The 24,057-nt window shown below is 28.5% G+C and carries 27 protein-coding genes; 10 read left to right on the top strand and 17 right to left on the bottom strand.

Going from position 1 to position 24,057, the window contains the following annotated elements; translation table 11 throughout:
- Window positions 1–130: 130 nt before the first annotated feature.
- Window positions 131–1,198: a branched-chain amino acid aminotransferase gene (locus FIA58_RS00905; RefSeq protein ID WP_140959071.1), complete on the top strand. Its 1,068-nt coding sequence runs from the start codon at window positions 131–133 to the stop codon at window positions 1,196–1,198.
- A 97-nt stretch (window positions 1,199–1,295) separates the two neighbouring features.
- Here the strand turns inward: FIA58_RS00905 and FIA58_RS00900 are convergent, their stop codons facing one another.
- Entirely contained in the window at window positions 1,296–1,679 is a 384-nt protein-coding gene (locus tag FIA58_RS00900; protein WP_140959069.1) for a pyrophosphohydrolase domain-containing protein, read from the bottom strand.
- A 301-nt stretch (window positions 1,680–1,980) separates the two neighbouring features.
- Here FIA58_RS00900 and FIA58_RS00895 point away from each other — a divergent pair, with 301 nt between their 5' ends.
- Together FIA58_RS00895 and FIA58_RS00890 are read left to right on the top strand one after the other, a co-directional pair.
- Window positions 1,981–3,063, top strand: coding sequence for an SRPBCC family protein (locus FIA58_RS00895; RefSeq protein WP_140959065.1), 1,083 nt, complete (start codon window positions 1,981–1,983; stop codon window positions 3,061–3,063).
- Window positions 3,064–3,133: 70 nt separating this feature from the next.
- Window positions 3,134–3,742, top strand: a complete 609-nt coding sequence (locus tag FIA58_RS00890; protein WP_140959063.1) for a YkgJ family cysteine cluster protein — start codon at window positions 3,134–3,136, stop codon at window positions 3,740–3,742.
- Between the two features lie 54 nt (window positions 3,743–3,796).
- Here the strand turns inward: FIA58_RS00890 and FIA58_RS00885 are convergent, their stop codons facing one another.
- The 8 genes from FIA58_RS00885 to FIA58_RS00850 all read right to left on the bottom strand — a co-directional run bounded on the left by FIA58_RS00885 (window position 3,797) and on the right by FIA58_RS00850 (window position 10,993).
- Window positions 3,797–4,219, bottom strand: a complete 423-nt coding sequence (locus tag FIA58_RS00885) for a hypothetical protein (protein ID WP_140959061.1) — start codon at window positions 4,217–4,219, stop codon at window positions 3,797–3,799.
- A gap of 286 nt (window positions 4,220–4,505) precedes the next feature.
- Window positions 4,506–6,161 (bottom strand): pyridoxal-dependent decarboxylase, encoded by a 1,656-nt coding sequence (locus FIA58_RS00880; protein ID WP_140959059.1) that lies wholly within the window; start codon window positions 6,159–6,161, stop codon window positions 4,506–4,508.
- A gap of 376 nt (window positions 6,162–6,537) precedes the next feature.
- A complete protein-coding gene (locus FIA58_RS00875) occupies window positions 6,538–6,945 on the bottom strand; it encodes a response regulator (protein WP_140959057.1) in 408 nt (135 codons plus the stop codon).
- Window positions 6,946–7,153: 208 nt separating this feature from the next.
- Entirely contained in the window at window positions 7,154–7,624 is a 471-nt protein-coding gene (locus tag FIA58_RS00870) for a T9SS type A sorting domain-containing protein (RefSeq protein WP_140959055.1), read from the bottom strand.
- Window positions 7,621–7,893, bottom strand: a complete 273-nt coding sequence (locus FIA58_RS00865; protein WP_140959053.1) for a hypothetical protein — start codon at window positions 7,891–7,893, stop codon at window positions 7,621–7,623. Before FIA58_RS00865 ends, FIA58_RS00870 begins: the two co-directional genes overlap by 4 nt.
- A 129-nt stretch (window positions 7,894–8,022) precedes the next feature.
- The gene (locus FIA58_RS00860; protein ID WP_140959051.1) at window positions 8,023–8,646 is read right to left on the bottom strand and encodes a response regulator transcription factor; all 624 of its coding nucleotides are present in this window, start codon (window positions 8,644–8,646) and stop codon (window positions 8,023–8,025) included.
- Window positions 8,647–8,664: 18 nt separating this feature from the next.
- Window positions 8,665–10,470: a sensor histidine kinase gene (locus tag FIA58_RS00855; RefSeq protein WP_140959049.1), complete on the bottom strand. Its 1,806-nt coding sequence runs from the start codon at window positions 10,468–10,470 to the stop codon at window positions 8,665–8,667.
- 7 nt (window positions 10,471–10,477) lie between these two features.
- Window positions 10,478–10,993 carry an NUDIX hydrolase gene (locus FIA58_RS00850; protein WP_140959047.1) on the bottom strand — a complete coding sequence of 172 codons (516 nt, stop codon included), beginning with the start codon at window positions 10,991–10,993 and terminating at the stop codon, window positions 10,478–10,480.
- A gap of 154 nt (window positions 10,994–11,147) precedes the next feature.
- On the opposite strand from FIA58_RS00850, the gene FIA58_RS00845 reads away from it, so the two are divergent.
- Complete coding sequence (locus tag FIA58_RS00845; RefSeq protein ID WP_140959045.1) at window positions 11,148–12,383, top strand: glycosyltransferase family 4 protein; 1,236 nt, start codon at window positions 11,148–11,150, stop codon at window positions 12,381–12,383.
- Window positions 12,384–12,457: 74 nt separating this feature from the next.
- On the opposite strand, the gene miaE is transcribed toward FIA58_RS00845, so the two are convergent.
- Window positions 12,458–13,039, bottom strand: a complete 582-nt coding sequence (miaE, locus tag FIA58_RS00840) for a tRNA-(ms[2]io[6]A)-hydroxylase (protein WP_140959043.1) — start codon at window positions 13,037–13,039, stop codon at window positions 12,458–12,460.
- A 160-nt stretch (window positions 13,040–13,199) separates the two neighbouring features.
- Here miaE and FIA58_RS00835 point away from each other — a divergent pair, with 160 nt between their 5' ends.
- On the top strand, window positions 13,200–13,433 hold the full coding sequence (locus FIA58_RS00835; RefSeq protein ID WP_140959041.1) for a hypothetical protein: 234 nt from the start codon (window positions 13,200–13,202) through the stop codon (window positions 13,431–13,433).
- 70 nt (window positions 13,434–13,503) lie between these two features.
- Here FIA58_RS00835 and FIA58_RS00830 read toward each other — a convergent pair whose 3' ends face one another.
- From FIA58_RS00830 to FIA58_RS00800, 7 genes are read right to left on the bottom strand one after another with little or no spacing between them, the layout of a single operon-like run.
- Window positions 13,504–14,544, bottom strand: coding sequence for an o-succinylbenzoate synthase (locus FIA58_RS00830; RefSeq protein ID WP_140959039.1), 1,041 nt, complete (start codon window positions 14,542–14,544; stop codon window positions 13,504–13,506).
- Between the two features lie 57 nt (window positions 14,545–14,601).
- The gene (locus FIA58_RS00825; RefSeq protein WP_140959037.1) at window positions 14,602–15,279 is read right to left on the bottom strand and encodes a metal-dependent hydrolase; all 678 of its coding nucleotides are present in this window, start codon (window positions 15,277–15,279) and stop codon (window positions 14,602–14,604) included.
- 5 nt (window positions 15,280–15,284) lie between these two features.
- Window positions 15,285–16,190: a 1,4-dihydroxy-2-naphthoate octaprenyltransferase gene (gene menA / locus FIA58_RS00820; RefSeq protein WP_140959035.1), complete on the bottom strand. Its 906-nt coding sequence runs from the start codon at window positions 16,188–16,190 to the stop codon at window positions 15,285–15,287.
- Window positions 16,191–16,197: 7 nt separating this feature from the next.
- Complete coding sequence (locus FIA58_RS00815; RefSeq protein ID WP_140959033.1) at window positions 16,198–16,587, bottom strand: hypothetical protein; 390 nt, start codon at window positions 16,585–16,587, stop codon at window positions 16,198–16,200.
- 17 nt (window positions 16,588–16,604) lie between these two features.
- On the bottom strand, window positions 16,605–18,107 hold the full coding sequence (locus tag FIA58_RS00810) for a PH domain-containing protein (RefSeq protein WP_165928825.1): 1,503 nt from the start codon (window positions 18,105–18,107) through the stop codon (window positions 16,605–16,607).
- On the bottom strand, window positions 18,094–18,711 hold the full coding sequence (locus tag FIA58_RS00805) for a PH domain-containing protein (RefSeq protein ID WP_140959029.1): 618 nt from the start codon (window positions 18,709–18,711) through the stop codon (window positions 18,094–18,096). Before FIA58_RS00805 ends, FIA58_RS00810 begins: the two co-directional genes overlap by 14 nt.
- Before the next feature lie 45 nt (window positions 18,712–18,756).
- Window positions 18,757–19,590: a 1,4-dihydroxy-2-naphthoyl-CoA synthase gene (locus FIA58_RS00800; protein WP_208022732.1), complete on the bottom strand. Its 834-nt coding sequence runs from the start codon at window positions 19,588–19,590 to the stop codon at window positions 18,757–18,759.
- Between the two features lie 142 nt (window positions 19,591–19,732).
- Between FIA58_RS00800 and FIA58_RS00795 the strand changes: the two genes are divergently transcribed.
- From FIA58_RS00795 to FIA58_RS00775, 5 genes are all read left to right on the top strand, one after another.
- Window positions 19,733–20,851, top strand: a complete 1,119-nt coding sequence (locus FIA58_RS00795; protein ID WP_140959024.1) for a C1 family peptidase — start codon at window positions 19,733–19,735, stop codon at window positions 20,849–20,851.
- Between the two features lies 1 nt (window position 20,852).
- Complete coding sequence (locus tag FIA58_RS00790) at window positions 20,853–21,299, top strand: PH domain-containing protein (RefSeq protein ID WP_140959022.1); 447 nt, start codon at window positions 20,853–20,855, stop codon at window positions 21,297–21,299.
- Complete coding sequence (locus FIA58_RS00785; protein WP_140959020.1) at window positions 21,289–22,458, top strand: serine hydrolase domain-containing protein; 1,170 nt, start codon at window positions 21,289–21,291, stop codon at window positions 22,456–22,458. Before FIA58_RS00790 ends, FIA58_RS00785 begins: the two co-directional genes overlap by 11 nt.
- A gap of 49 nt (window positions 22,459–22,507) precedes the next feature.
- The gene (locus tag FIA58_RS00780; RefSeq protein ID WP_140959018.1) at window positions 22,508–22,915 is read left to right on the top strand and encodes a hypothetical protein; all 408 of its coding nucleotides are present in this window, start codon (window positions 22,508–22,510) and stop codon (window positions 22,913–22,915) included.
- 92 nt (window positions 22,916–23,007) lie between these two features.
- A complete protein-coding gene (locus tag FIA58_RS00775) occupies window positions 23,008–23,508 on the top strand; it encodes a hypothetical protein (RefSeq protein ID WP_140959016.1) in 501 nt (166 codons plus the stop codon).
- Window positions 23,509–24,057 lie beyond the last annotated feature (549 nt).

Genomic DNA, 24,057 nt, shown 5'->3' with positions numbered 1-24,057 from the left:
ATAATATGATTATTTATTTTATTTAACAATGTTAAAGAACAAATCTTTTTTTGTTAAATTTGCAATGAAAATCTATGAGGAGCAACTTCTTTTGATTTTTCTTTAATAAAACGAAATAAACAACTAAAAAATGGAAATTAAAACTACAGCAGATATTGATATAAAACTAGCTTCTACATCAAAGATTAATGAAGTCGATTTTGAAAAGTTGAGTTTTGGAAATATTTTTACAGATCACATGCTAGTTTGTGATTATGAAAATGGTGTTTGGAAAAAACCCTCAATAGAACCTTATGCTCCATTTACAATAGATCCTTCTGCTAAAGTTTTTCATTATGGCCAAGCTATTTTTGAAGGAATGAAAGCTTTCAAAGATGAAAATGATGCTGTTTGGCTTTTTAGACCTGATCAAAACTATGAGCGTTTTAACAAAAGTGCTGTTAGAATGGCTATGCCAGAAGTTCCTGAAGAAGTTTTCTTAGGTGGTTTAAAACAATTATTAGACATTGAAAAAGAATGGGTTAAAAAAGGGAAAGGTAATTCTTTATACATAAGACCTTTTATGATTGCAACTGGTAAAGGAGTTGTGGCTGCTCCTGCTGTCTATTATCGTTTTATGATTATACTTTCTCCAGCAAAGTCATATTATTCTGGTGAAGTTAAAGTCTTAATTGCAGAGCATTTTAGTAGAGCTGCTAATGGAGGAATTGGTGCAGCAAAAGCGGCTGGAAATTATTCAGCTCAATTTTACCCAACAAAATTAGCAAATGACAAAGGCTACCAACAAATTATTTGGACTGACGATGCTACTCATACCAAATTAGAAGAAGCTGGAACCATGAATGTTTTCTTTAGAATTAATAACACGCTATACACAGCACCTACAAGTGAACGAATTTTAGATGGAATTACACGAAAAAGCATCATTGACTTAGCGAAAAGAGAAAATGTAAATGTAGAAGTAAGACCAGTCCTTGTTGATGAACTTGTAGCAGCTACAGAAAATGGTACTTTGCAAGAAATTTTTGGAGCTGGAACTGCTGCAGTAATTAATCCAATTGTAGGTTTTGAGTACAAAGAAACATATTATGAATTACCTAAATTAGATAATCCATTAGCTTTAGAATTAAAAGAAAAACTAAACAATATTCAGTATAAAATTGACGAAGATACTTTTGGTTGGACGGTTAAAATTTAATCATCTATTCAGTTAAAATATTTTAAAGATAAAAGCGGTTGTCAAATTAACAACCGCTTTTTTGTTTATTTTCTTTCTGCCAACTAAGCGCTGATAACTATTTAAGTATTAGTTCAAAATTAGGTTTAAAGTAATTAGGCCCTTTCATTACTTTTCCGTCTTCTCTGTAAATTGGTTTTCCATCCTCACCTAGTTTACTCATGTTACTTCTTTGAATTTCATCAAATACTTCTTCAATTTTATGTTGTAAACCATGTTCTAAAATAGTACCACATAAAATATATAACATATCGCCTAAAGCATCGGCTATTTCAATAATATCATTATTTTGAACGGCTTCTAAATATTCTTCATTTTCCTCTTTCATTAATTCAAAACGAAGTTGTTTTTTTTGTTCACTGATATTTGCTTTTACCTCATTGCTAATTCCTAAGCCATACGTTTTATGAAATAAAGCAACTGCTTCTAATTGTTTTTTCATTTTTACACTATTTTATTCATGTAAATTTATTTAAATGCCTACTTCATTTCTTACTTTTGTAAAAAATTTATAATCATGTTTTCAACAGGTCAATGGTATTTTGCTTTATTTTTTGTTATTACCTTTATTTTTGTAATGATATATGTGTATCGCAGAGATCTAAAAGAGCTAAAATCTCAATATAAAGGCATTTATTGGATATTATTCGGCTTTCTTCTATTTATAGGCTTATTATTTTTTATAAAATTCTATTTAAAGGATTAATTTTATATATTTGGAAAACCCTAAATTTCCAAAAAAAATGAGAATAGCAAAATATATTTTTCTACTTTTATTACTACTATCTATTGCTTTCATTGTATTTATTGCTACCCAACCTAATGAATTTAATTACAAAAGTGAAAAAACAATAGCTAGTCCGAAAAACACTATTTTTCAATATATTAATGACTATAAAAATTGGAATAGTTGGTATCCTGAATTAAATTTTAGTACAAAAACTTCACATTCTGAAATTACTAACGGTGAAGGAGCGTTTATAAAATGGGATGAAACTAAAATAACAACCACACACCTTTTTAGTAATGATTCTATTTACCAATTAGAACAAGAAGGCGACAAAAAATACAGTTTATATTGGAAGTTTCAAGAAGAAAAAGGAGAAACAAAAGTAATTTGGGGAATAAAAGGGAACTTAACCTTTAATGAGAAATTATTTGCATTCTTAAAAGGTGGAAACGAATTCATATACACTTCAAAAATAGAAGAAGGACTTGAAAAAATTAATGACTATTTAGTTAACGAAATAAGTAATTTCAATATTTTAATTAATGGAGTGGTTAATAACCATGCCAGTTATAATATACAACAAAAAGATTCTTGTAGTTTGGCTGAATTTCCATTAAGAAGTAACAAAGCTTTACAAAACTTACAAAAATTTGTAAAACAAAATGATATTATTATTAATGGTGATGCTTTTATCCAATTTTCGACTTGGAACATTAATAATGAACCTTTATATTTTGCAGCTTGTATACCAATAGAAGAAGAGATTTTAACTACACCTTTGAGTGATATAACGGGTCATTACCAAGAAGAATATAGTGCCTTAAAAATAACTTTAAAAGGAAGTTATAGTCATAGGAAAGAAGCTTGGAAGAAAGCCTTAGCTTTTATAAAGCAAAATGAAGAATATATTTTAGACCAAGATTATAAAATTACTGAAATTCATAAAAAAGACCGTTCTAATACCACAAAACCCTCTGAATTTATTACAGAAATTTTAATTCCTGTTAAAGCTAAAAATAGCAAACCCAAAACAACAACCTCTCCTTTATCTGTTACCAAACCAGTAGTAAATCAAAAAATAGATTCTATTCGCTAAAAGAATAAACCTAAATTTTTCACAAACAAAGTATAAATAGCTTTTTTAAAGTCTACCTTGTATAAAAAATATGTCGATAGAAAAGCGAGTATTACAAGTGGAAGCATTATTTTATAAACTTGAATTAGAAATTACAGAATTTCAATCACATACAAAACTAAGTTGTTTAACAGGTTGTGGAAAATGTTGTACCAATCCCGAAATCGATGCTTCACCTCTTGAATTCTTACCTTGGGCTTTTCATATTTACTTAAATGGCAATGCAGAGAAAATATTGCGAGATTTAAATAATAGAGCAACATCTACTTGTTATATTTACAATCCTCTTTCCTTACTAGATAAAAACAATGGTAATTGTAGTGAGTATAAATACAGAGGTTTGATATGTCGATTATTTGGTTTTGGTGCAAATAAAGACAAATATGGTCAATATCGTTTAGCAACTTGTAAAATAATTAAAGAAGGACAAAAAGAAAATTTTGAAAAATCTAGTGAAGCAATAAATAACGGTCTTTCAGTTCCAATTTTTACAGATTATTACATGAATCTTTCACAAATAGACTTTAGGTTAGGCAATCAAATAGTACCTATAAACAAAGCATTACAATTTGCTATTGAAGAAGTATTACAGTATTATTCATACAGACCTATGCCAAATGGTTTTCATAATTGTGCTTAAACTAAAAAAGTCTCAAGAAAAAACTTGAGACTTAAATTTATTTAGCTAAAAGAACTATTCGACATCACCAAAATTATCTTCATGATCCATTTTCATATCACTTGGCCACATTCCCATCCAAGGTAAACCTTGTGGATGACTAGATTTCGCCCATGTCCATTTTTTGTCATTTGCATGAATTTGAATTTGTGATTGAGGATGATTAATATTTAATTTATTTCCCTCAACTAAATACGCACAGTCATTTGCAGCTTCGCCGTTAACTATTAAAGTACAAAATCCTCTTAGACTTTCGTCAGGCATTATGATTTCAACCGTAAATATTCCTCCTAGTCTAATCTCTCCTGATAACTTCACTCTTAATGTTTCAATAACTTCAGCTTTTCCATTTCCTACACGAGGCCATCTATTAGTGTAATAATCAACTTTCATACCTGATTGAAGACCTTCCCAAAAGAATTTTCTTAAATTTGCCATTATATTTTTATTTGTTTGTTTTACCTACTCATATAGCTTTTCGGATTCCGCTTCGTTTATTTAGTAGTTTCTGAACTCTACTTTTAATTTTTAGGTGGCCTACCTACTTATAAATTAAAGACTTATTAATAAGAATTTCATACTTCAAAGGAACAAACTAAACTCCAAAAATGAAATAGGTATTCCTACTCATTCTTTAGATTTTACGAGACTTTTTTATAAAAAAAAAGTACAACTATATCTTATAATTGTACTTTTAAATTTATTCTATTTCACTTATAATTTATTACCAGCCAAAACTATGGTCAACAGTATCATTATCTGTTTTACTGGTTAATAAAGGTTCTTCTTTTAATAGATTCTTCTTTAAATCTATTATCAAATTGTCGATCATCTCTTCAGTTACATGTCTCATAATGAAAATATGAGAAAAATTACCTGAAGATGCAAGAGAATACTTCTTAATGATGTCAATTTTTGTTGGTTTTGGGAAAATAACAACTAACGAGCCTGGTACATGTAAAACTTTTCTTGGATATATTTTTTCTAATTCTCCTTTAGTATATTCTACAGTTTTCAATGCATTTAGCACCTCTGCTTTTAAATCATCTTTAGATCTTTTAGATAAATAATCCCACATTAATAACGCAGAAAATCCATTACGCGATCCTGCGAGTGTAGAATCTAGCGAACCCACATAATCTGGCACATCATTTGAAATTAAATATTTATTTTTTGTCATATAGATACCACATGGCCATGGCATTCCTACCCACTTGTGACCACTTGTAGAGATGGAATGAACATGCAGTTTAAAATCAAAATCTGGAAACTCTTTTGAGATTTCATCACCATCTTCAACATCATTTTTTATAAAAGGGACAAATGCTGCACCAAGAGCACCATCAACATGATACCAAAAGCCATTTCTTTCATATTCTTTTCCTCTAATTCTGATTTTTCTATCAAACATTCCAAATCTATCTAAAACTGGCTTTAATTTCGCAACAGCTTCTCCTACATCATCATAAGCTCCTGTCCAAGTTGTTCCATAATTAAAATTCACTAGAATAGGAAAACCTTTTTGTATAAAAAATGTAGCATATTTAACCAATTCATCAACCTTAATAGCTCCCGTTTTATCTATTGGAATTGTATTAGGCCATTTTCTATCTTCTGTGAAAGGGTTTTCAAATCCTCTTTCTATAGCAATTTGCGCAAAGGTTTTTATTTGTAAAACTTGAGCTAACTTTTTTATAGAGTAATGAGTGGCTTCTGAATAAAAAAGTACTGGAGTAAGTGCGTTTAGATTTGTTTCGTCTTGAACTGCTTGAACATAGCCTACTTCTTCAAGTGATTTATTTACAAAAGTATTATTTGTATTTGTTTGAGGTTTAGGATCATATTGCAATAAAGTACCATTGAGATAATCTCTACCATTTCTCATAGCGAGAAGATTACCTTCTGTACTTCCCATAGTCAAAATATATCCCCAATAAGTTTCAAGCCAACCTTCTTCTTTATCTTCTTCTACAAGTCTTGGGCTTTTTGCATTCCATAATTTTGCATAATAGTCTAATACGGCTCGCTCAATCCACTTATCGTTCATTCTAAAATAACCATCAGGAGGTACTTGATTACTATCCCATTTAGGACTTGAAAAGGAATCACCTAGATTATTTATAGATACATCTAAGTATTTAGAAAATTCTGAAAAATCCATCCTTTGGGTAGCTTGATAGCCTAAAAAATTTTCTTGAGAATCTTTAACATATTCTGAAAGTTGATTTAACGCTCTTTTTCTTTGATCAGGACTTATTCCATTGTCAGACAATTGTACATCTTCGAATGTAATACTTTTAGGTGTCCAATAACTTTTTCTTTGTTCGTTTAAATTTTCTTCTTGTTGAAGTAAAATTTGATTTTCATCTTTGTTTTTCATTCTTAAATTTGTTTAATAATTATTTTGAAATAATTACATTATTGAGGAATGGAAAAAAAATAAACAAATACTATTAATATAAGGTACACTTTGTAAATCTTCTATTTCGCATCCGTTTATAACGTTATTTCATTACAATTGGTTACTAATACTGGTTAATAGACTTACAAGACAAAATAAAAGAATGTATGGATAAATTAAAATAGGTATTCCTACTCATTCTTTAGATTTTATGTGACTTTTTTAAATAAAAAAAGTACAACTATATCTTATAATTGTACTTTTTCATTTTGAAGTATACCACTTCTTCTTTTAAAATCTATAGTAAAACCTAATTTTCTAGTAAACCATGCTTACTATTGCTTTTTTAACATTACTAATTTAAAGCATCTAATTTTGAAAAATATTTATTCCCTTTTAGCACTTCTTTTATGGCAATTACTAATTCATCAAGAATATTATCTTTAAAAACAAAACCTTCAAGTCCTTTTTCAAAAACTGATTGCAAAATATCTTGTTCTTTGTGTAAAGTTAAAAGTATCGATAGTATTTCAGGATTTAGTAACTTTAGCTCTTTATGAAATGAAATACCATTAATTTCAGCCATTTCTAGATCAAAAATGGCTAAGTCATATTTGTTTTCTTTTGCACTATACAAGGCTTCCTCAGATGAGGAAAAAGAAAATAAATTAAAAAACACAAACTCCTCTTGAATCACTTCCATAAGCCCTTTTAAAAAAGCGGAATGATTATCTACCAGTAAAACTTTTTTTTCATTCTTCATACATAAATATTTTTTTTTAAGGTTTTAATATTATCATAGATTTAATTTGCCTAATTACAATCTAAAACCATCTTAGTGCAACTATTTGAATGAATTTTATTTTTGTTAGTTCTATAAACGCATAAAAGAATATGCCCTTATCATTTAGTCATATCCTTTTATGGTTTTTAAATTTTGATTATAAAAGACTCTTGCTTTTTTTATACTTTTATTCTTTAAAAAATTTAATATTTTGTGTATTATTTACTTTAAAAAAATACATCCCCTTTGCTAATTCTTGAATATTAATCATTTTATTTTCAGTACAAAAGCCTTTCATTATCTCTAGTCCTAGCATATTATATATACTATATTTTTCATCTTCAGAAAAGCCCTTTATCTGAATAAAATCAGTTGAAAGATTTGGAAATACTTTAATTTTGTTAATTATATTTTCATTTGAGTCAATTGATAAGGTTTCACTTAAGCCAAACGTTGTACTCATATATCCAGTAGTTGCAGAAATGACTGATACGTTTAAAGTTGTAATAGGATTAGTAAATTCAATTATTCCTGAACCAGCAGAAGAAACTACTATAGTATTTCCCAGAGTACTCTGTATATCATTTCCAGATAAAATAGTAAAAGGTTGGTCAAATGCATATTCACCAGCTCGCCAATAGACAAAATACAACCTCAAATTGGGTGAGTATTGAAAGTTACAGCTATATTATCTGTTGAAAGATATTGTAGAGTAGGTGAATTAGGTAATGGAGCTACCGCATAAGCATTCCAAGACATATTTGCAGTATAATTTCCAATTGTATTTATATTTGTCACTGCAAAAGGAACACCCGATAAAGTTCCAAAAGTATTAGAATTATAAGTTGCCGCTATCTGAGCATAATTTTTCAGTGAAAAATTAAAAAGAAAAACTAATAGAATAAGGATTTTGTAATTTTTTTTCATGATTTAAATTTATATTCGTTCTATTCTTTTCAAGTAAACCCTTGGTAAATACTTACATAATTTAAAGCAAAACTAATACAAACCTTACACCAAAAAAATAGGTAGTCTTACTCATATTAGCATAATATATTAAAGTAGGTTTTTATTGTTTATAGCAAATTTCAAAAGACTATTACTTCCTTTTAATCGTAATTTTCTGGAAATGTTATTACGATGATTTTCAATTGTTTTTAAACTCACAAAGAGATCATTGGCTATTTCTTTACTAGTTTTATTATCTGAAATCCCTTTTAAAACCAATAATTCTGTTTTAGTTAATGATTTTAATTCTTCAATTTGTTCATCTTGTTCATTTATAACCTCTAATTCTGAAATATACTTGTTCCCTTTTAATACTTCTTCTATAGCTATAACTAGTTCATCTACAACATCATCTTTTAATACATAGCCATCTATTCCATTTACTAATGCAGAACGCATTATATCTTGTTCTTTATGCATGGTTAAAAGTATCGTTAAAATCTCTGGATATAAAATTTTTAATTCAGTAATTAATGATATCCCATTCATTTTTGGCATATCTAAATCTGAAATAGCTAAGTTATATTTTAGACTTTTAGCACTATCAAAAGCAAGTTCAGGAGATGAAAAAGAATGTATTACAAAATCATGAAATTCATCTTGAATCACTTCTACTAGTCCTTTTAAAAAAATAGGATGATCGTCTACTAATAGCACATTTAGCTTATCCATAATAATTGTTGTTTTATTTCATTTATTCACTGGAATCAAAATAGTTACTTTTGTTCCATTATTTTTTACACTATCGATATTTAATTTCCCATTAAGAATATTTGTTCGCTCTTTTATAGATGATAGACCGTTCTTTGGATTTATATAGTCTTTAAAATTAATATCAAACCCAATTCCGTCATCTGTGACACTAATCAAAAGTATGTCATTTTCTTTAGATATAGCAATAGTTACATTTTGAGCTTTAGCGTGTTTTATACTATTGTTTGTTAGTTCTTGAAGTATTCGATAGATATTAATTTCTAACTCGCTTTGCACTACATTATCAACAGATTCAGGGCAATCTAAAATAAAATTTATTTCTACAACTTCGTTTAACTTACGAATCATACTTTCTATTGAAGCCGTTAACCCAATCGAATCAAGCATAGTAGGTCTCAAATTTTGAGAAATCATTCTGATTTCATCTAAAGTATCCGAAGTAATATACATTAATTCATTTAACTTTTCACGATGCTTATCTTCAATATTATCTTTTCGAATTCGAAGCATACCATTTCTAATGACTAATAAATTTTGACCTATACTATCATGAAAATCTTTTGAAAGCCTTCTTCTCTCTTCTTCAATGGTATTAATTAAGGAACGAGAATAAACTTGTGCCGATTCTTGAAGCGACTTACGCATTATTGTTTGTTGCTTTATTAAAATAGAGAATCGCTTCCCTAGGGCAAAGGCTTGAATCAATATTTGTGGTAAAATCACAAAATGTACAGAATGATTTGTCAAAAAATTAATTGGTAGTAAACCTGAAAAAGTACATTGAGAAATTGTTCCAAATACATTAAGACAAATCACACTAAGAAGTTGTATCAAAAAGTAATCTTTTTCTTTTTTTCGAATGTAAAGAATACTGTAAGACAACACAATTACCTCTACAGTAGTGAGTACTAAATTACCCTTTAAATACCAATTAAATCCTGTTGGGTGCCAGAAAGACACTCCTAAAATAAGTAAGAAAGCACTATTTACCATAAGAAAATATGTACTTAATCTCTTTTTATGTTGCCTTAAATTTAAAAATTCAACAATATAATAGTTTGTAAAAATAAAACTCCCACAAAATGCAATCGCAATAAATTGATTATTCCAATACAATGAATTAGGAAAAAAATAGAGTTTAATTATGCCATCAAAATAAAAAAGTACTCCTAAAGAAAACACATTAAAAAACATACTATATACGTAAATACGTTCTAAAGTATTTATATATAAGACCAAATTTAATAGTAGAATTAGAAAAACGACACCATAAATAATACCCAGAAGTACTAATTCACTCAAATCTGATTTTTCTGTATCTTCTAATTTAAAAACTTCAAATGGGAAAAATAAAGGTTGATCTCTTCCTATAACCTTAAAATAAATGGTACAATTTTCTTTTTCTGGTATAAAAGAGTAAGTAGAATATCTACTCTTTGATGAAAAAGCTTCTCCTAGAAATATTTTTTTTAAAGTGTTTAATTCTTTTGTATAAACTTCAATTGAGTCATTTATAATCGTATTTAGTAAAATTTTATATTTAGAATTAGGTACCAATTTTTCAAAATCTAATTTTACCCAAATATTAGATTTGGTAAACCCAAAATTCAACATGCTCTTATCAGCTAGAGTAATAAACTTTAACTGAATTACATCTTCAATAGCAAGAATACGTTTTGAATCCTCTAAATAAGAAACCTGAAATGATATAGGATCTTCTTTTGAAAAACCAAAATAAACAACAAAGAATAAACATATATAAGTAAAAGCAACCTTTAACATCTAAAAATCAATTACAATAATAAGCACCAATAACTTTTCGTATAGAAGTGAAACCAATTTTTTCCAAATCTATTTCAGAGCGTTTTACCCAAAGTAATTCTTGAATTTCATCCTTTGCTGCAACTGAAACAATATCTGTTTGCAAATTACATTCGTAAAAAACATCCATAGTTCGGTAGGGTACATTTTTGTACAAATAATTGTTAGGTGATGTTGTAATGTATTTCAAATCTTTAGGCAATAAATCCAAACCTAATTCTTCTTTGATTTCTCTACAAACAGTTTCTTCTGCTGTTTCATTTGGATCTACAAAACCACCTGGTAAATCTAACTTTCCTTTATCTGGATCCACATTACGAACAGTAAATAAAATCTTATCTTCATAAGTAAAAACTACAGCAACTGCAGCTGCAATATTATGGTAATAGGTAAAATCACAAGCTAAACAATGGAAACGAAAATTATTTTCAAAAGTAAAATTAGTAGATTTACAGTTCGGACAATAGTTAAAGAAAGATTTCATTATAGTTTTTTTGTAAATATAAAGCTATTTCAAAAATCAATGACAACTTCAAAAATCAAAAAAATTGAAGATTTCTCTAATTTCTTTTAATCACTGTTCCAAAAAAACATCCATTTCATTCTAAAATCTAAGTTCTAAATTCTAAATTTGCCTCATGCAAAACCATTTAGTAATTATTGGAAGTGTTTGGCCTGAACCAACTTCAACCGCAGCAGGAACTAGAATGCTTCAACTAATTGCGATGTTCCAAAAAGAACAATATCAAATTACGTTTTTATCTTCTGCATCTAAATCCGATTATTCTTATCCGTTAGAAAACCTAAATATTACAACGCATCCTATAAAGTTAAATGATACTAGCTTTGATAGTTTACTATCTGTATTAAACCCAAACATTGTATTATTTGATCGATTCATGATAGAAGAACAATTTGGTTGGAGAGTAGCTAAAAATTGTCCGAATGCTTTACGAATTTTGGACACTGAAGATTTACACTTTCTTAGAAAAGCTAGAGAAACTGCATTTAAACAAGATAGAATAGTACAGCCAGAAGATTATTTATCGGATATTTTCAAAAGAGAATTAGCTTCCATATATCGTTGTGATCTAAGTTTGATTATTTCCGAACACGAAATGGAATTGTTAACCCAAACTTTCAAAGTAGATACATCTATTTTACATTATATTCCATTTTTGGTTGACCCAATTTCAAAATCGCTCTTAAACAGCATTCCTGCTTTTTCAGAAAGAAAACATTTTGTAAGCATAGGTAACTTTTTACACGAACCGAATTGGCAAACAGTATTACAGCTAAAAAAACTCTGGAAATCGATTAAAAAAGTCCTTCCTGAGGCAGAATTACATGTTTATGGTTCGTATGCAACTGAAAAAGCCAAGCAATTGCATAATGTAAAAGAAGGTTTTCTTGTGAGAGGTCGTGCTGAAAGTGTGGAAGCAGTCTTTCATTCAGTAAAAGTATTACTTGCTCCTATTCCTTATGGTGCTGGTTTAAAAGGAAAATTATTAGAAAGTATGCTTTTTGGTTTACCCAATGTTACTACTGAAATAGGTTCAGAAGGCATGCAAGGTGATCTAGAATGGAATGGATTTATTTCTACAACTGATGAAGATTTTATTGAAAAAGCAATTGAATTGTATCAAGATAATACACTTTGGCAACAATCTCAAAAAAATGGAATTGAATTAATCAATAAACGTTTTGAAAAATCTTTATTTGAAAACAAATTTTTCACTAAAATAAATCATTTATTGGCAAACCTAAACCAACACCGAAATCAAAATTTTCTTGGACAAGTTTTCCAACATCAAACCTTGCAAAGTACAAAATTCATGAGCAAGTGGATTGAGTTGAAGAATAGTGTTCAGTAAGGAGTGTTCAACTCTCAGTGCTCAGTTTCTATACTCAGTTCTATAAACTGCCAACTAAACCTGAATACTGAACACTATCCATGTATCGCTTCGCTATTTCCATAACTAGCAATTACTTTAGCTTCGTGTTCCAACCATTCTTCCCATCTTTTCTTTACATCATAGCCTTTTTCAGCTAAATCATGAGCAAATTGTAAAAATGCAGTATAATGATTGGCTTCTGAAATCATTAATTCGCGATAAAAAGTGGCTAAATCTTGATCTTTTATATTATCTGATAATACTTTAAAACGTTCACAACTTCTAGCTTCTATCATGGCTGCAAAAAGCATGCGCTCCACAATAATATGTTTGCGATTACCTGGTTTCATGAATTTAAACAAGTCATTTACATAACTATCTTTTCGTTCACGACCTAAAACCCAACCTCTAGCTTTTATAATTTCGTGTACTTGTTCGAAATGATCTAATTCTTCCTTTGCTATTTTAATTAATTCAGTAGTAATTTCAGTGAATTCAGGTAACATCGTAATTAACATAATAGCATTTGAAGCAGCTTTTTGTTCACACCAAGCGTGGTCCGTTAGAATTTCTTCTAAATTGCCCTCTGCAATATTCGCCCATCTTGGATCTGTTGGTAATTTTAATCGGAACATAATAGAATATCATTTTACAACAGCAAATTTAAACATTTACTATCACATTCAAGTACTCTTGTACTTCAAATGGTAATTATATAAGAATCTTAATAAATGTCATAAGACCAACTACTGAAAGTCGACCTAAATTGCACTTATAATTTTAAACACAAATAATATGAAAAAAGTAACAGTAATTATAGCTACCCTAGTGATTTTAGCTAGTGTAAGTTGTAAAGAGCAAAAAGAAGAGCCAACAGTAGTTGAAAAGACGGAAACAGTTGTAATAGAAAAAGAAAAACAACCTGAAGAAAACGATGGAACTTCATTAAGCATCAGTAATGATGGTGTTGAGTTCTCTACTAAAGATGGAGATAAGAAAACAGAAGTTGACATCGACACGGATAAATAAATAATAGTAACCTATTACAATGCGAAATAATAAAAAGAGCCAGCAAACTGTTGGCTCTTTTTATTGCTATTTATTCTAATAATTTTATGTTCCAATCTAAAGAATTAGTATACCAAATATGTCCCTTTTTAATCTCCAGAGGACAGTCAAAATTATTGGTATACAAACCTCCAGTTCCCAAACCTTGAGGCAATGAATTTTGAAGTATGTAAGTGAATTGCGTAATAGCATTTAAACCTATATTGCTTTCTAAAGCAGAAGTAATCCACCATTGAATTTTTAGTTTTTTAGCAATTGAAATCCATTCTAAAGTACCTCTAAAACCACCAACTAAACTAGGCTTCAAAATAATGTATTGTGGTTGAATTTTTTTTAGTAAATTAGTTTTATTTTCTATTCCAAAAACACCAATTAGTTCTTCGTCTAATGCAATTGGAAAAGGTGTTGTTTTACAGAGTACTGCCATACTGTCAGTATTGTTTTTTTGAATAGGTTGCTCAATACTATGTATTTTATATTCAGACAATTGATTTATCTTACTTAAAGCTTCATTTAAACCAAATGCACCGTTAGCATCCACTCGAATTTCGATAGTATCTTCATCAAAATTTTGTCTAATAAAGCTTAATAATTCCAATTCTTTTTCAAAATCAATAGCTCCTATTTTCAGTTTAATACAACGAAAACCTTGGGCTAATTTTTCTTCAATTTGTTCCTTCATAAATGAGGGTTCACCCATCCAAACTAAGCCATTTATTTCCATACTTTTTTTACCCAAAGTAAACTCAGACGGAAACAACTCAAAAGGTGTTATTGAAGCTAAAGAAAGGAAGGCCATTTCTACTCCAAATTGGATAGAAGGAAATTCTAAAAGTTCATCCCAAAGTGTTTCTTTTCCTAAATGAATATTGTTACAAACCCATTGTAATTTTTCTTCATAATCAGGTCGGTCATCTATGGAAAGTGTTCTCAAAATACCACACTCACCTATTCCTTTTTTTCCGTCCTCTTCAAGTAGTATAAACCAAGTTTCTTTATCCGTTAAAACACCTCTTGAGGTTCCACTTGGACGTTTGAAATTGAGAATGTATTTTTTGTAAGTTGCTTTCAATTGAAGTTTAAAAGTTTAAGGATCTATAAACATGAAAAAATTAAACATGAAACCTATTTATAATTCTATTGATTCACCAATTTCCAATAACATCAAATCTTTATTTTTGTCGAAAAATTTACGTTTGGCTTCATCATGATTGATTTCAATATAACCAAAAGTATCATAGTGATACCCTAAAATTTTATCACATTGCACAAAATCAGAAGCGATGATAGCATCCTCTACATCCATTGTAAAATTGCTTCCAATTGGTAAAATCGCTAAATCTAATTTGGTACGCATTGGAATCAATTTCATATCCATGGTTAAAGCAGTATCACCAGCGATATAAATATTCTTTCTTTCTCCTTCAATTACAAATCCACCAGGTTGACCACCATAAGTTCCATCTGGAAAAGAAGACGTATGAATAGCATTTACATATTTTACTGTTCCAAATTCAAAATCCCAACTTCCTCCGTGATTCATGGGATGAAATGAGTATCCTTTATTTCCATAATATTCTGCAACCTCATAATTTGAAACAATGATTGCATCTGTTCTTTTCGCAATCGCTTCCACATCTAAAGTATGATCTTGATGTGCATGCGTTAGTAATATAAAATCTGCTTTAAGCGAGTTTAAATCAATGTGAGCTGCTTTTGGATTACCCGAAATAAAAGGATCTACTAGAATTGAAACGTCATTTACTTCTATTCCTAAACATGCGTGACCGTAAAATGTTATTTTCATAATTTTTAGAAATTAGTTGTTAGTTTTGAAAAAAAAAAAGTTAACCAAAATAATACACTTAATGCAAAAGTACTTAGAGCTACTTTTTTTAATTCTGGATCGAAATCTTCATAGGATATTGATTTTTTAATCTTACTAATATGTATAATTAGGAATATATTTACAACAATAATTGGTACAAATGAAGTTTTCGTTACTATATTAAATATCAGAAAAATCAAAGAAGCAATTACTAACAAAGATTGATGGTAAATTTTAGCTTTCTCTAACCCCATTTTAACTACCAAAGTCATTTTACCAGCCATTTTATCATTTTCAATGTCTCTCATATTGTTTAAGTTTAAAACGGCTACACTTAATAAACCGATAGTGATAGCTGGCAGAAACAATTTCCAGTCAATCATTTTGGTAAACAAAAAATTAGATCCGATTACAGAAACTAAACCAAAAAATATAAAGACAAACAAATCTCCTAAACCATTGTATCCATAGGCATTACTACCGACAGTATATTTTATGGCTGCTCCAATTGAACCAATTCCTAATAAAATGAAAATTAAACTTAAGGCAAAATTTTCTTTTCCAAAAGCAACATAGATAAGTAATAAAGCTAACAGGAAAGTAATAATCATTACACTAATTACAGCTGTTTTCATTTGCTTTGCAGAAATAACTCCAGCAGCAACCATGCGCTTCTCTCCTATTCTATTCGCATCTGTGCCTTTTACTCCATCTCCATAATCATTTGCATAATTAGAAAGGATTTGAAGTCCTAAAGTGGTTAAAAAAGCTAAAATAAGAATTTTGTAATTTGAAAACCCTTGATAATAGGCATAGCCACTACCTACAATTATTCCTGATAACGATAAAGGCAGAGTTCTTAATCTTGCCGCTTGAATCCAGTGTTTCATTATATAATTAAAATTTAAAAGCCATTAGTATTAGTATTCCACAAAAAAGTGAGAAAGGTGCGCAACATTTAAGATAAATAGGTTTCAATTTATCAGCAGCCTTTTTAGAAAATGCATTATGTTTTTTAATAGGTACACACATTAAAACTAAAGCAGATACTATTAAAAAATAACCTGCTATTTTAAAAGGTACTTCATATAAAGCGATACCTGAAGAAACTACAAATGCTACTCCAATTAAAAGCCTTATGCCTAATTCTGTATAATTAATTAAATAAGTACTTCCAGCTTTTCCAATTATTTCTTTTGTTTTAAAAGGGCTAAAAAAAAATAAAAAACTTGAAAAAATCAAAAACATTCCAAAAAAGATAACAATATATTTTGCAAGGTAAATCATTTCATTAAAATTTTAAATTACATCCAATTTTCTTTAGAAACCTCTACTTGATATAACCACTTATTCACTTGCTCTTTTATTTCTTCAAAATTTGCAGTCGAAAATGAAATTCTCCCTCCAGCTGTGTATAATTCAATAGAACCTATATTTGTTAGTTTTTGCCAAAAAAATTGTTGGGTTTTTATGGCTTGTATTTTATAAGGCATAATAATTTTATGATCAATATCCCAAGCACCACTTTGTTGGACTATAAATTCATCAGAGATAAATAATCGGTAATTTTTGTATGATATAAACAAAATTAATCCCATTATTAAAGAATACAAACTTATCATCAATCCTATAGCATTTACAGGAAATCGATTAGTAGTATAATTTATTACTATTCCAATTGAAACAGGTAAAATAATAAAAAATAGGATTCCTATAAGTAGTTTACGAATATTAGGATATAAAGTTACTTCCTTAGCAGGTAACCTATTGATTATTAATTTAACTATTTGTTCTTTTTCAGTAGTATTACAACCTGGAATTTTTGTTCTATCTTTCACACTAGCCCTTTTCATATCACTAGAAGCTTGAAAAATTTCAATGGTATTGATATTGAGTTTCTTCTGAAAAAAGTTTTGCGTTATTTTTATTATTTGAACTTTTTCGGGATTTATTATAGTGTTTTTTATATTCAGTAAACCATAAGTTAAAACAAATGATTTACCATCTTTCTTAATAGTGAAATTAAAATACTTCAGTACCGTAATTACCAAATTAGTGATTATAATAGCCGTAAAAGAAAAGATTAAAAAACCTAATAATAAACTGACAATTGGTAATCTTTCTAACTGATTAATATTCTCATCAATTAAATTTTCTTTTCCTATTTGCTTTAAATTTTCTGAAATTGTTGAAAAAATACCAATCAAATAAATAAAGCTTATCAAATAATTGGATGTAATTCCTATTTTTAACAAACTAGGTAAACTAATTGTAATAAAAGATTCATCTTGCCTTTCAACTAGTTCTGTTTCTGGAACTAATAAGGCTTTTTCTTTTGTATTCTCTAATAAGCTTCTTTTTAATTCCACTGCCATTTGTTGAGAAATAGCTTTAATAGAAGCTTCTTTTTTATCGCTTCCTGCGGTATCTAATTCTAATTTATGGACACTAAATATACGTTGAATTAAACTTTGGTCAATCGTTACTTTCTGAATTTTATGAAATGGAATAGTAGTTTTTGTTTTATTGAAAATACCGCTTTCAATTACAAACTCTTCCAATTGATAGTCAATATAAAATTTAAAAAACCAATACCTCAAAAATGCAATAATGGTTATCAATACTACTATTCCAAAAATAGTCAGATAAATAAAAAAAGGCTTATATTCTTTGTTATTGAATACAAAAACAAGAATTATAGGCCATAATGCTCTAATTGATTTTTGCAGTGTATTAGCAAATAACACAAAAATACCTATTAAAGATTGTCTTTGAGGAATAGAAAAATCGAAATTAGATTGTATCATCAGGTTCGTTATTTTCATTAGGAATTACTTGGTAGTCACTTTGATGCTCTGTTTCCAATGTTACTGATTGTTCTTTCGCTTCTTCAGTAATTTCAATAATTCTTTCCGAAACACTTTCTTTTATTTTTTTAGCATCTTCAAACAATAAACCATTAATTTTTAAATCACTAGCACTTCCTCCAGCGGTAAATAACTCTATAGAAGCTAAACCAAAAATTCTAGATAGCATACCTTGATGTAAAGCCACATGTTGTACTCTATTATTGGTAACTATTGTTGTTGTTTCACTAATAACACCCGATTTAAAAATCACATCATGTTCACGTAGGGCAAATCCTTTTTTTCTAAAACTAAGTTTTAAATAAAAAAAATTAAGAAGTACTAAAACAAACCAAAACAATAATCCATAAATTAATTTTCCTTCAAAAAAATCATTGGTATCAATAAAAAATAAAGCAATAATAGGAATTAAAAATATGGTATAAAATACGCTACGCTGTATTAGCATTACCTTGAAATACTCTTTTTGAAGCGGTTGCAATTTGACATCTTCAAATTTTGGTAAGGTAGATATATCTATAATTTCGTTTTTAAACTCTTGCATTGTTTCTTTATTTTCTAAATTCTAATTTCTGACATTCAAAAATTCTTATGGCAAATACTTCTTCTCAAAATTAGGTTTACGTTTTTCTAAAAAAGCATCTCTACCTTCTTTAGCTTCGTCTGTCATATAGGCTAATCGAGTTGCTTCACCTGCAAATACTTGTTGTCCTACCATTCCATCATCCGTTAAATTCATCGCGAATTTTAGCATCTTTATAGATGTTGGAGATTTAGCTAATATTTCTTGGGCCCATTCAAAAGCCGTATCTTCTAATTCAGCATGAGGTATTACTGCGTTTACCATTCCCATTTCAAAAGCATCTTGAGCTGAATAGTTTCTTCCTAAGAAGAAAATTTCACGAGCTTTCTTTTGTCCCACCATTTTAGCTAAATAAGCAGAACCATATCCTCCGTCAAAACTCGTTACATCAGCATCAGTTTGCTTAAAAATAGCATGTTCTTTACTGGCTAAAGTTAAATCACAAACTACATGTAAGGAATGACCACCTCCAACTGCCCATCCAGGAACTACACAAATAACCGCTTTTGGCATAAAACGAATCATACGTTGCACTTCTAAAATATTCAAACGATGATAGCCATCTTCACCCACATAACCTTGATGACCACGTGCTTTCTGATCTCCACCACTACAAAAAGACCAAATACCATCTTTCGAAGAAGGTCCTTCAGCAGAAAGTAACACCACTCCTATCGAAGTATCTTCTTGAGCATCATAAAAAGCTTCAATTAACTCTTTTGTAGTATGAGGACGAAAAGCATTTCGAACATCTGGTCTATTAAAAGCAATGCGTGCCACTCCATCACATTTTTTATAGGTAATATCATCAAATTCTTTAGCTGTTTTCCAATTAATCATATCTATATGTTTTATTTTTTTGTTTATTTTATTTCAAGTTTAACTTTTGATGTTAAAATTGATTCATTTTAAAATTTCTCTAATTTCAGGTAAAAATAATTCATTTTTTGCATTATATTGCACAAACAAAACAAATACTATTATGAAAAAACTATATTTAGGATTCCTTTTCACAATTGGAATCTTATCTTCTTTTGGTCAAAATTATGAATTTCAAGAAGTTATAAACCTAGAAAGTTTACCTGTTATTTCTCAAGACAAAACAGGAACTTGTTGGAGTTTTTCAACATCATCATTTCTAGAATCAGAAATCATTCGCTTGACTGGAAAAAAAATTGATTTATCAGAAATGTATCAAGTAAGAACCACTTATCCAAAGAAAGCTGAGAACTTTGTTATGCGTCAAGGAAAAGCACAATTTAGTGAAGGTGGTTTAAGTCATGATGTAATCAATAGTGCAGCAGTCTATGGATTGGTTCCAATTTCAACTTACACTGGTTTATCTGAAGATGAAAAAAAACACAATCACGCTGAATTAGTTGCAGTTTTAGAAGCCATGGTTAAAACCTATGTAGACAATCCTGGCAAACAATTATCTCCAAAATGGAAAACTGCTATTTCAAAAGTTTTGGACACTTATTTAGGAGAAATCCCAACTGAATTTACTTTCGAAGGAAAAAAATATAGTCCAAAAAGTTTTATGGAAATGACTAAGATTAAACCATCTGATTATTTAACTTTGACTTCATTTACACATCAACCTTTATACTCGAATTTTATTTTAAACATTCCTGATAATTTTTCTAATGGAAGTATGTATAACTTACCTTTAGATGAATTTATTGCTTCCATTGATTATGCTTTAGAAAAAGGGTACACACTAGCCCTAGATTGTGATGTTTCTGAAATTACATTCTCTGCTAAATATGGTATTGCTTTTATTCCAGAAAATAAAGAAGATGAAAAAACGGGCCTTGGAGAAATTATTATTGAGAAAAAAATCACTCCTTCTTATCGTCAGCAAGAATTTGAGAATTACAATACAACCGATGATCATCTAATGCATATTGTTGGGAAAGTAAAAGATCAAAAAGGAAATAGTTATTATAAGATTAAAAACTCTTGGGGTACTGATGAAAGCAGAGTTAAAAATGGGGGATTTGTTTACATGAGTGTTCCTTATATGAGCTTAAAAGCAATATCTGTTTTACTTCACAAAGATGGAATCGATAAAACAACTAAAAAGAATTTAGGATTATAAGATGATTTATAAATCTTCTATAAGCAAATCTAATAAAATAGTATTTAGTTTTATCTTTTTAATAATCATCTTAGCCACTATTCCTGTTTTTTATTGCAATAACTTAATTCCATTTATAATAGTAGTTTCAATAAACCTTGTGGCTTTATTCTTTTTAGTATGGATATTAGTTGATACCGAATATCGAACTGATAAAACGAATTTATATTGTAAATCAGGACCGTTTCAAAAAACTATTCCTATAGCTAGTATAAAAAAAATAAAGCATCATAATGGATTCATAATTCCTGTAGCCTTTAAACCAGCTTTAAACCACATTGGGTTGATTATTAATTATAATCAGCATGATCAGATTTATATTTCTCCAGAAAATGAAAGTGAATTTATTGATATTATAATAAGAACTAATTCAAATATCAAAGTAATACCCAAAAAAGATGAATTATAAACTCCTACTATTTCTAATTCTATTTTCTCATTTTTCTTGTAAGCAAGAAGTTGTAACTCCAATTAAAGAAAGAGTAGAGGATATTAAAAAAAGTATCTCTCTTCCTAAATTTATAACTCTTGATGAAAATTATAAGAAAAAGAAAAGAAAAGAAATTGATAAATTTTATACTGATAAAATAAATTTAGATGATTTTAGTGGTAGTTTTTTAGTTGCCAAAAATGGTCAGATACTATTAGAAAAATATTCAGGATATTCAAATTATAATAAAAAAGAACGATTAACATCATCAACTCCTATTCATTTGGCTTCGATAAGTAAAGTAATGACAGGAACATTGATACTAAGACTAATTGATAAAAAAAAAATAGCTTTAGAGACATCTTTACAAACATTTTTTCCTGAATTTCCCTATTCAAAAGTTACAATACAAACTTTATTGACTCATAGAAGTGGTTTGCCAAATTATCTCTATTTTACAGATAACGATACTATTTGGGATAAATCTAAAATCCTAACTAATAAAGATATTTTACGTTTAATTTCTTCTAATAAAGTAGAATTGGATTTTATTCCTAATTCTAAATTTAGTTACAATAATACCAACTATGCTCTTTTAGCTTTGGTAATTGAAAAAGTAACCCAACTTCCCTTTCCTAAAGCAATGAAAAAGCTACTTTTTGACCCACTAGATATGAAAAGTACTTTTGTATTCGAAATAGAAAAACAAAAAGATACAGTAAGTAAAAACTACAAAAGCACTTGGGAAGAAATTCCATTTAATTTTCAGGACGGAGTTTATGGAGACAAAAATATTTATTCAACTGCAAGAGATCTTCTAAAACTAGATTTGGCTACTTATTCTGATGAATTTTTAAGTAAAAAAATTAAAGAAAAAGCCTATAAAGGATATAGTTATGAAAAAAAAGGAGTAAATAATTATGGATTAGGCATTCGATTAAGAGAATGGGATGATGGAACAATTATGTTTTATCATAACGGCTGGTGGCATGGTAACAAAACTTCCTATGTTACCTTAAAAAAAGATACTGTTGCTCTTATTGCTTTATCCAATAAATACACTAGTAAAGTATATCAAATAAAGCGTTTGTCTAGTTTATTTGGTAATTATCCATTTACTATTGAAGATGAAGAATAAATTGTGGAACAAATTTTGATACTAAGAAATCAACTAAAATTCCAATCCGATGAAACTTATAGTAATCTTATTATTCTTTTTCTCCAATTCATTTCATGTTTATGTACAGTCTGAAAATTATGTAGGTAATTATACAAAAACTATGGATTCTACAAACGGAGATCATACTATTCGATATACCTTAGAGTTACATAATGATGGTACTTTTGAATTTCATTCCTATAACAAGCTCATAAATGGAATACCTCAGGAAAGAAACACCTTCGGAAGAGGTACTTGGACTGTAATAAAAAATATTGTTCATTTTCATACAGAGACAGAAAAAGATTTTGATGAAAAATATACTTTAGATTTCAACAATTCTACAGCACGTTTCGATCATAAAGACAAAACTATTTTCAGGTTCTATAAATCTAAAATATCTTGGATGGAGCTTATTGCACTTAAAAAGGAATAAACTAAAATTTATTTTTATTCCATTCTATTCTTGGAATTAACAGAATAAAACTCAAAAAGTAGAATTAATGATTGATAAAAATAATCAACCAAATGAAAACCAATTTTACCGTACTTAGTTTATTTCTTCTTACTATAGGCTTTTCTCAAAATGAAATAACTAAACGAAAAGCATTTACTTTAGAAATAGTAGCTGATACTGAACATAATTATGAAATGGACGTAAAAGAAACTCCTTACTTTGTAAAAGAAAAAGCACTCCAAATATACCCTTCTGAAACCTTGTTAATTCAAACTGAAATTAAAGCAGATACTATTTATAGTATGAAAATAGTTGATAAAATTACTATTCCAGAACAAACCATCTCTATCAAACTTTCTCTAAACGCAGAAGATCGAAGTAATGTTGTCACTTCATTAGTTATTAAAAATCCATTTTCAAAGAAATTGTTTTATAACGCTATGATATACAGTCCTATTAGTCAAAAATGGGAAAAGACAAACATTATTCCAATAGCACCTAAATTGATGTCAATAGAAACCTGGCCATATTCAATTATTACTATTGTTTTGGATAATTGGAGCTTAGAATAAATATTCCAATTTTTAGTTGATTTTCTCCTAAACGATAATTCTCTCTTTTTAGTTCAATTACTTAGTAATTAAAGTAATGTTAATTTTTATCTATGTCTAATAAATTTGAAGGAAATTTACATCATATTAAATTCCTTATTAAAATAAGCAAGATATTTTTATAAAATAAAGTCATTAAATTAGTTTATGAAAAAAATATTAAAAATAATAGTTCTTTTATCACATTATATTGGGATACTATTTTTTTTAATTATTTCAAATCAAACTTTTAATTTAGCATATCACAATAACTTTTCCAAACATGACTCCTCAATAAATCAACATTTTTGTTTAAAGCACAAGGCTAATAATAAAAGAAATTCTAGAAGACGAAATCACAATAAAAATAATTTTAGAGTCCTTAATAAAATTTCAAAAAAATTATTAAATAATTTCAAGCTAAATAGCAATGAAATAATATTAAATTCAAAATACTTTAAAATAATAAATTACAAAGATTTTTTATACAACTTCAAATGTATTACAGCTATTTTTCATCCTCCTAAAATC

It is taken from the genome of Flavobacterium jejuense (genome assembly GCF_006491595.2).
Lineage (GTDB): Bacteria > Bacteroidota > Bacteroidia > Flavobacteriales > Flavobacteriaceae > Flavobacterium > Flavobacterium jejuense.
The sequence above is the reverse complement of the archived record's forward strand: the minus strand, read 5'-3'. Positions and strand labels throughout refer to the sequence as shown.

What these genes read in the sequence shown, in the direction of transcription:
- FIA58_RS00860 (WP_140959051.1), bottom strand. Translation starts at nt 8,646, where the DNA reads ATGGATAAGCTAAATGTGCTATTAGTAGACGATCATCCTATTTTTTTA.
- FIA58_RS00880 (WP_140959059.1), bottom strand. Translation starts at nt 6,161, where the DNA reads ATGAAAAACAAAGATGAAAATCAAATTTTACTTCAACAAGAAGAAAAT.
- FIA58_RS00790 (WP_140959022.1), top strand. Translation starts at nt 20,853, where the DNA reads ATGATTTATAAATCTTCTATAAGCAAATCTAATAAAATAGTATTTAGT.
- FIA58_RS00835 (WP_140959041.1), top strand. Translation starts at nt 13,200, where the DNA reads ATGAAAAAAGTAACAGTAATTATAGCTACCCTAGTGATTTTAGCTAGT.
- FIA58_RS00810 (WP_165928825.1), bottom strand. Translation starts at nt 18,107, where the DNA reads ATGATACAATCTAATTTCGATTTTTCTATTCCTCAAAGACAATCTTTA.
- FIA58_RS00780 (WP_140959018.1), top strand. Translation starts at nt 22,508, where the DNA reads ATGAAACTTATAGTAATCTTATTATTCTTTTTCTCCAATTCATTTCAT.
- FIA58_RS00890 (WP_140959063.1), top strand. Translation starts at nt 3,134, where the DNA reads ATGTCGATAGAAAAGCGAGTATTACAAGTGGAAGCATTATTTTATAAA.
- FIA58_RS00845 (WP_140959045.1), top strand. Translation starts at nt 11,148, where the DNA reads ATGCAAAACCATTTAGTAATTATTGGAAGTGTTTGGCCTGAACCAACT.
- menA (WP_140959035.1), bottom strand. Translation starts at nt 16,190, where the DNA reads ATGAAACACTGGATTCAAGCGGCAAGATTAAGAACTCTGCCTTTATCG.
- FIA58_RS00795 (WP_140959024.1), top strand. Translation starts at nt 19,733, where the DNA reads ATGAAAAAACTATATTTAGGATTCCTTTTCACAATTGGAATCTTATCT.
- FIA58_RS00900 (WP_140959069.1), bottom strand. Translation starts at nt 1,679, where the DNA reads ATGAAAAAACAATTAGAAGCAGTTGCTTTATTTCATAAAACGTATGGC.
- FIA58_RS00815 (WP_140959033.1), bottom strand. Translation starts at nt 16,587, where the DNA reads ATGATTTACCTTGCAAAATATATTGTTATCTTTTTTGGAATGTTTTTG.
- FIA58_RS00865 (WP_140959053.1), bottom strand. Translation starts at nt 7,893, where the DNA reads ATGAAAAAAAATTACAAAATCCTTATTCTATTAGTTTTTCTTTTTAAT.
- FIA58_RS00850 (WP_140959047.1), bottom strand. Translation starts at nt 10,993, where the DNA reads ATGAAATCTTTCTTTAACTATTGTCCGAACTGTAAATCTACTAATTTT.
- FIA58_RS00785 (WP_140959020.1), top strand. Translation starts at nt 21,289, where the DNA reads ATGAATTATAAACTCCTACTATTTCTAATTCTATTTTCTCATTTTTCT.
- FIA58_RS00905 (WP_140959071.1), top strand. Translation starts at nt 131, where the DNA reads ATGGAAATTAAAACTACAGCAGATATTGATATAAAACTAGCTTCTACA.
- FIA58_RS00775 (WP_140959016.1), top strand. Translation starts at nt 23,008, where the DNA reads ATGAAAACCAATTTTACCGTACTTAGTTTATTTCTTCTTACTATAGGC.
- FIA58_RS00895 (WP_140959065.1), top strand. Translation starts at nt 1,981, where the DNA reads ATGAGAATAGCAAAATATATTTTTCTACTTTTATTACTACTATCTATT.
- FIA58_RS00800 (WP_208022732.1), bottom strand. Translation starts at nt 19,590, where the DNA reads ATGATTAATTGGAAAACAGCTAAAGAATTTGATGATATTACCTATAAA.
- FIA58_RS00825 (WP_140959037.1), bottom strand. Translation starts at nt 15,279, where the DNA reads ATGAAAATAACATTTTACGGTCACGCATGTTTAGGAATAGAAGTAAAT.
- FIA58_RS00855 (WP_140959049.1), bottom strand. Translation starts at nt 10,470, where the DNA reads ATGTTAAAGGTTGCTTTTACTTATATATGTTTATTCTTTGTTGTTTAT.
- FIA58_RS00875 (WP_140959057.1), bottom strand. Translation starts at nt 6,945, where the DNA reads ATGAAGAATGAAAAAAAAGTTTTACTGGTAGATAATCATTCCGCTTTT.
- miaE (WP_140959043.1), bottom strand. Translation starts at nt 13,039, where the DNA reads ATGTTCCGATTAAAATTACCAACAGATCCAAGATGGGCGAATATTGCA.
- FIA58_RS00805 (WP_140959029.1), bottom strand. Translation starts at nt 18,711, where the DNA reads ATGCAAGAGTTTAAAAACGAAATTATAGATATATCTACCTTACCAAAA.
- FIA58_RS00885 (WP_140959061.1), bottom strand. Translation starts at nt 4,219, where the DNA reads ATGGCAAATTTAAGAAAATTCTTTTGGGAAGGTCTTCAATCAGGTATG.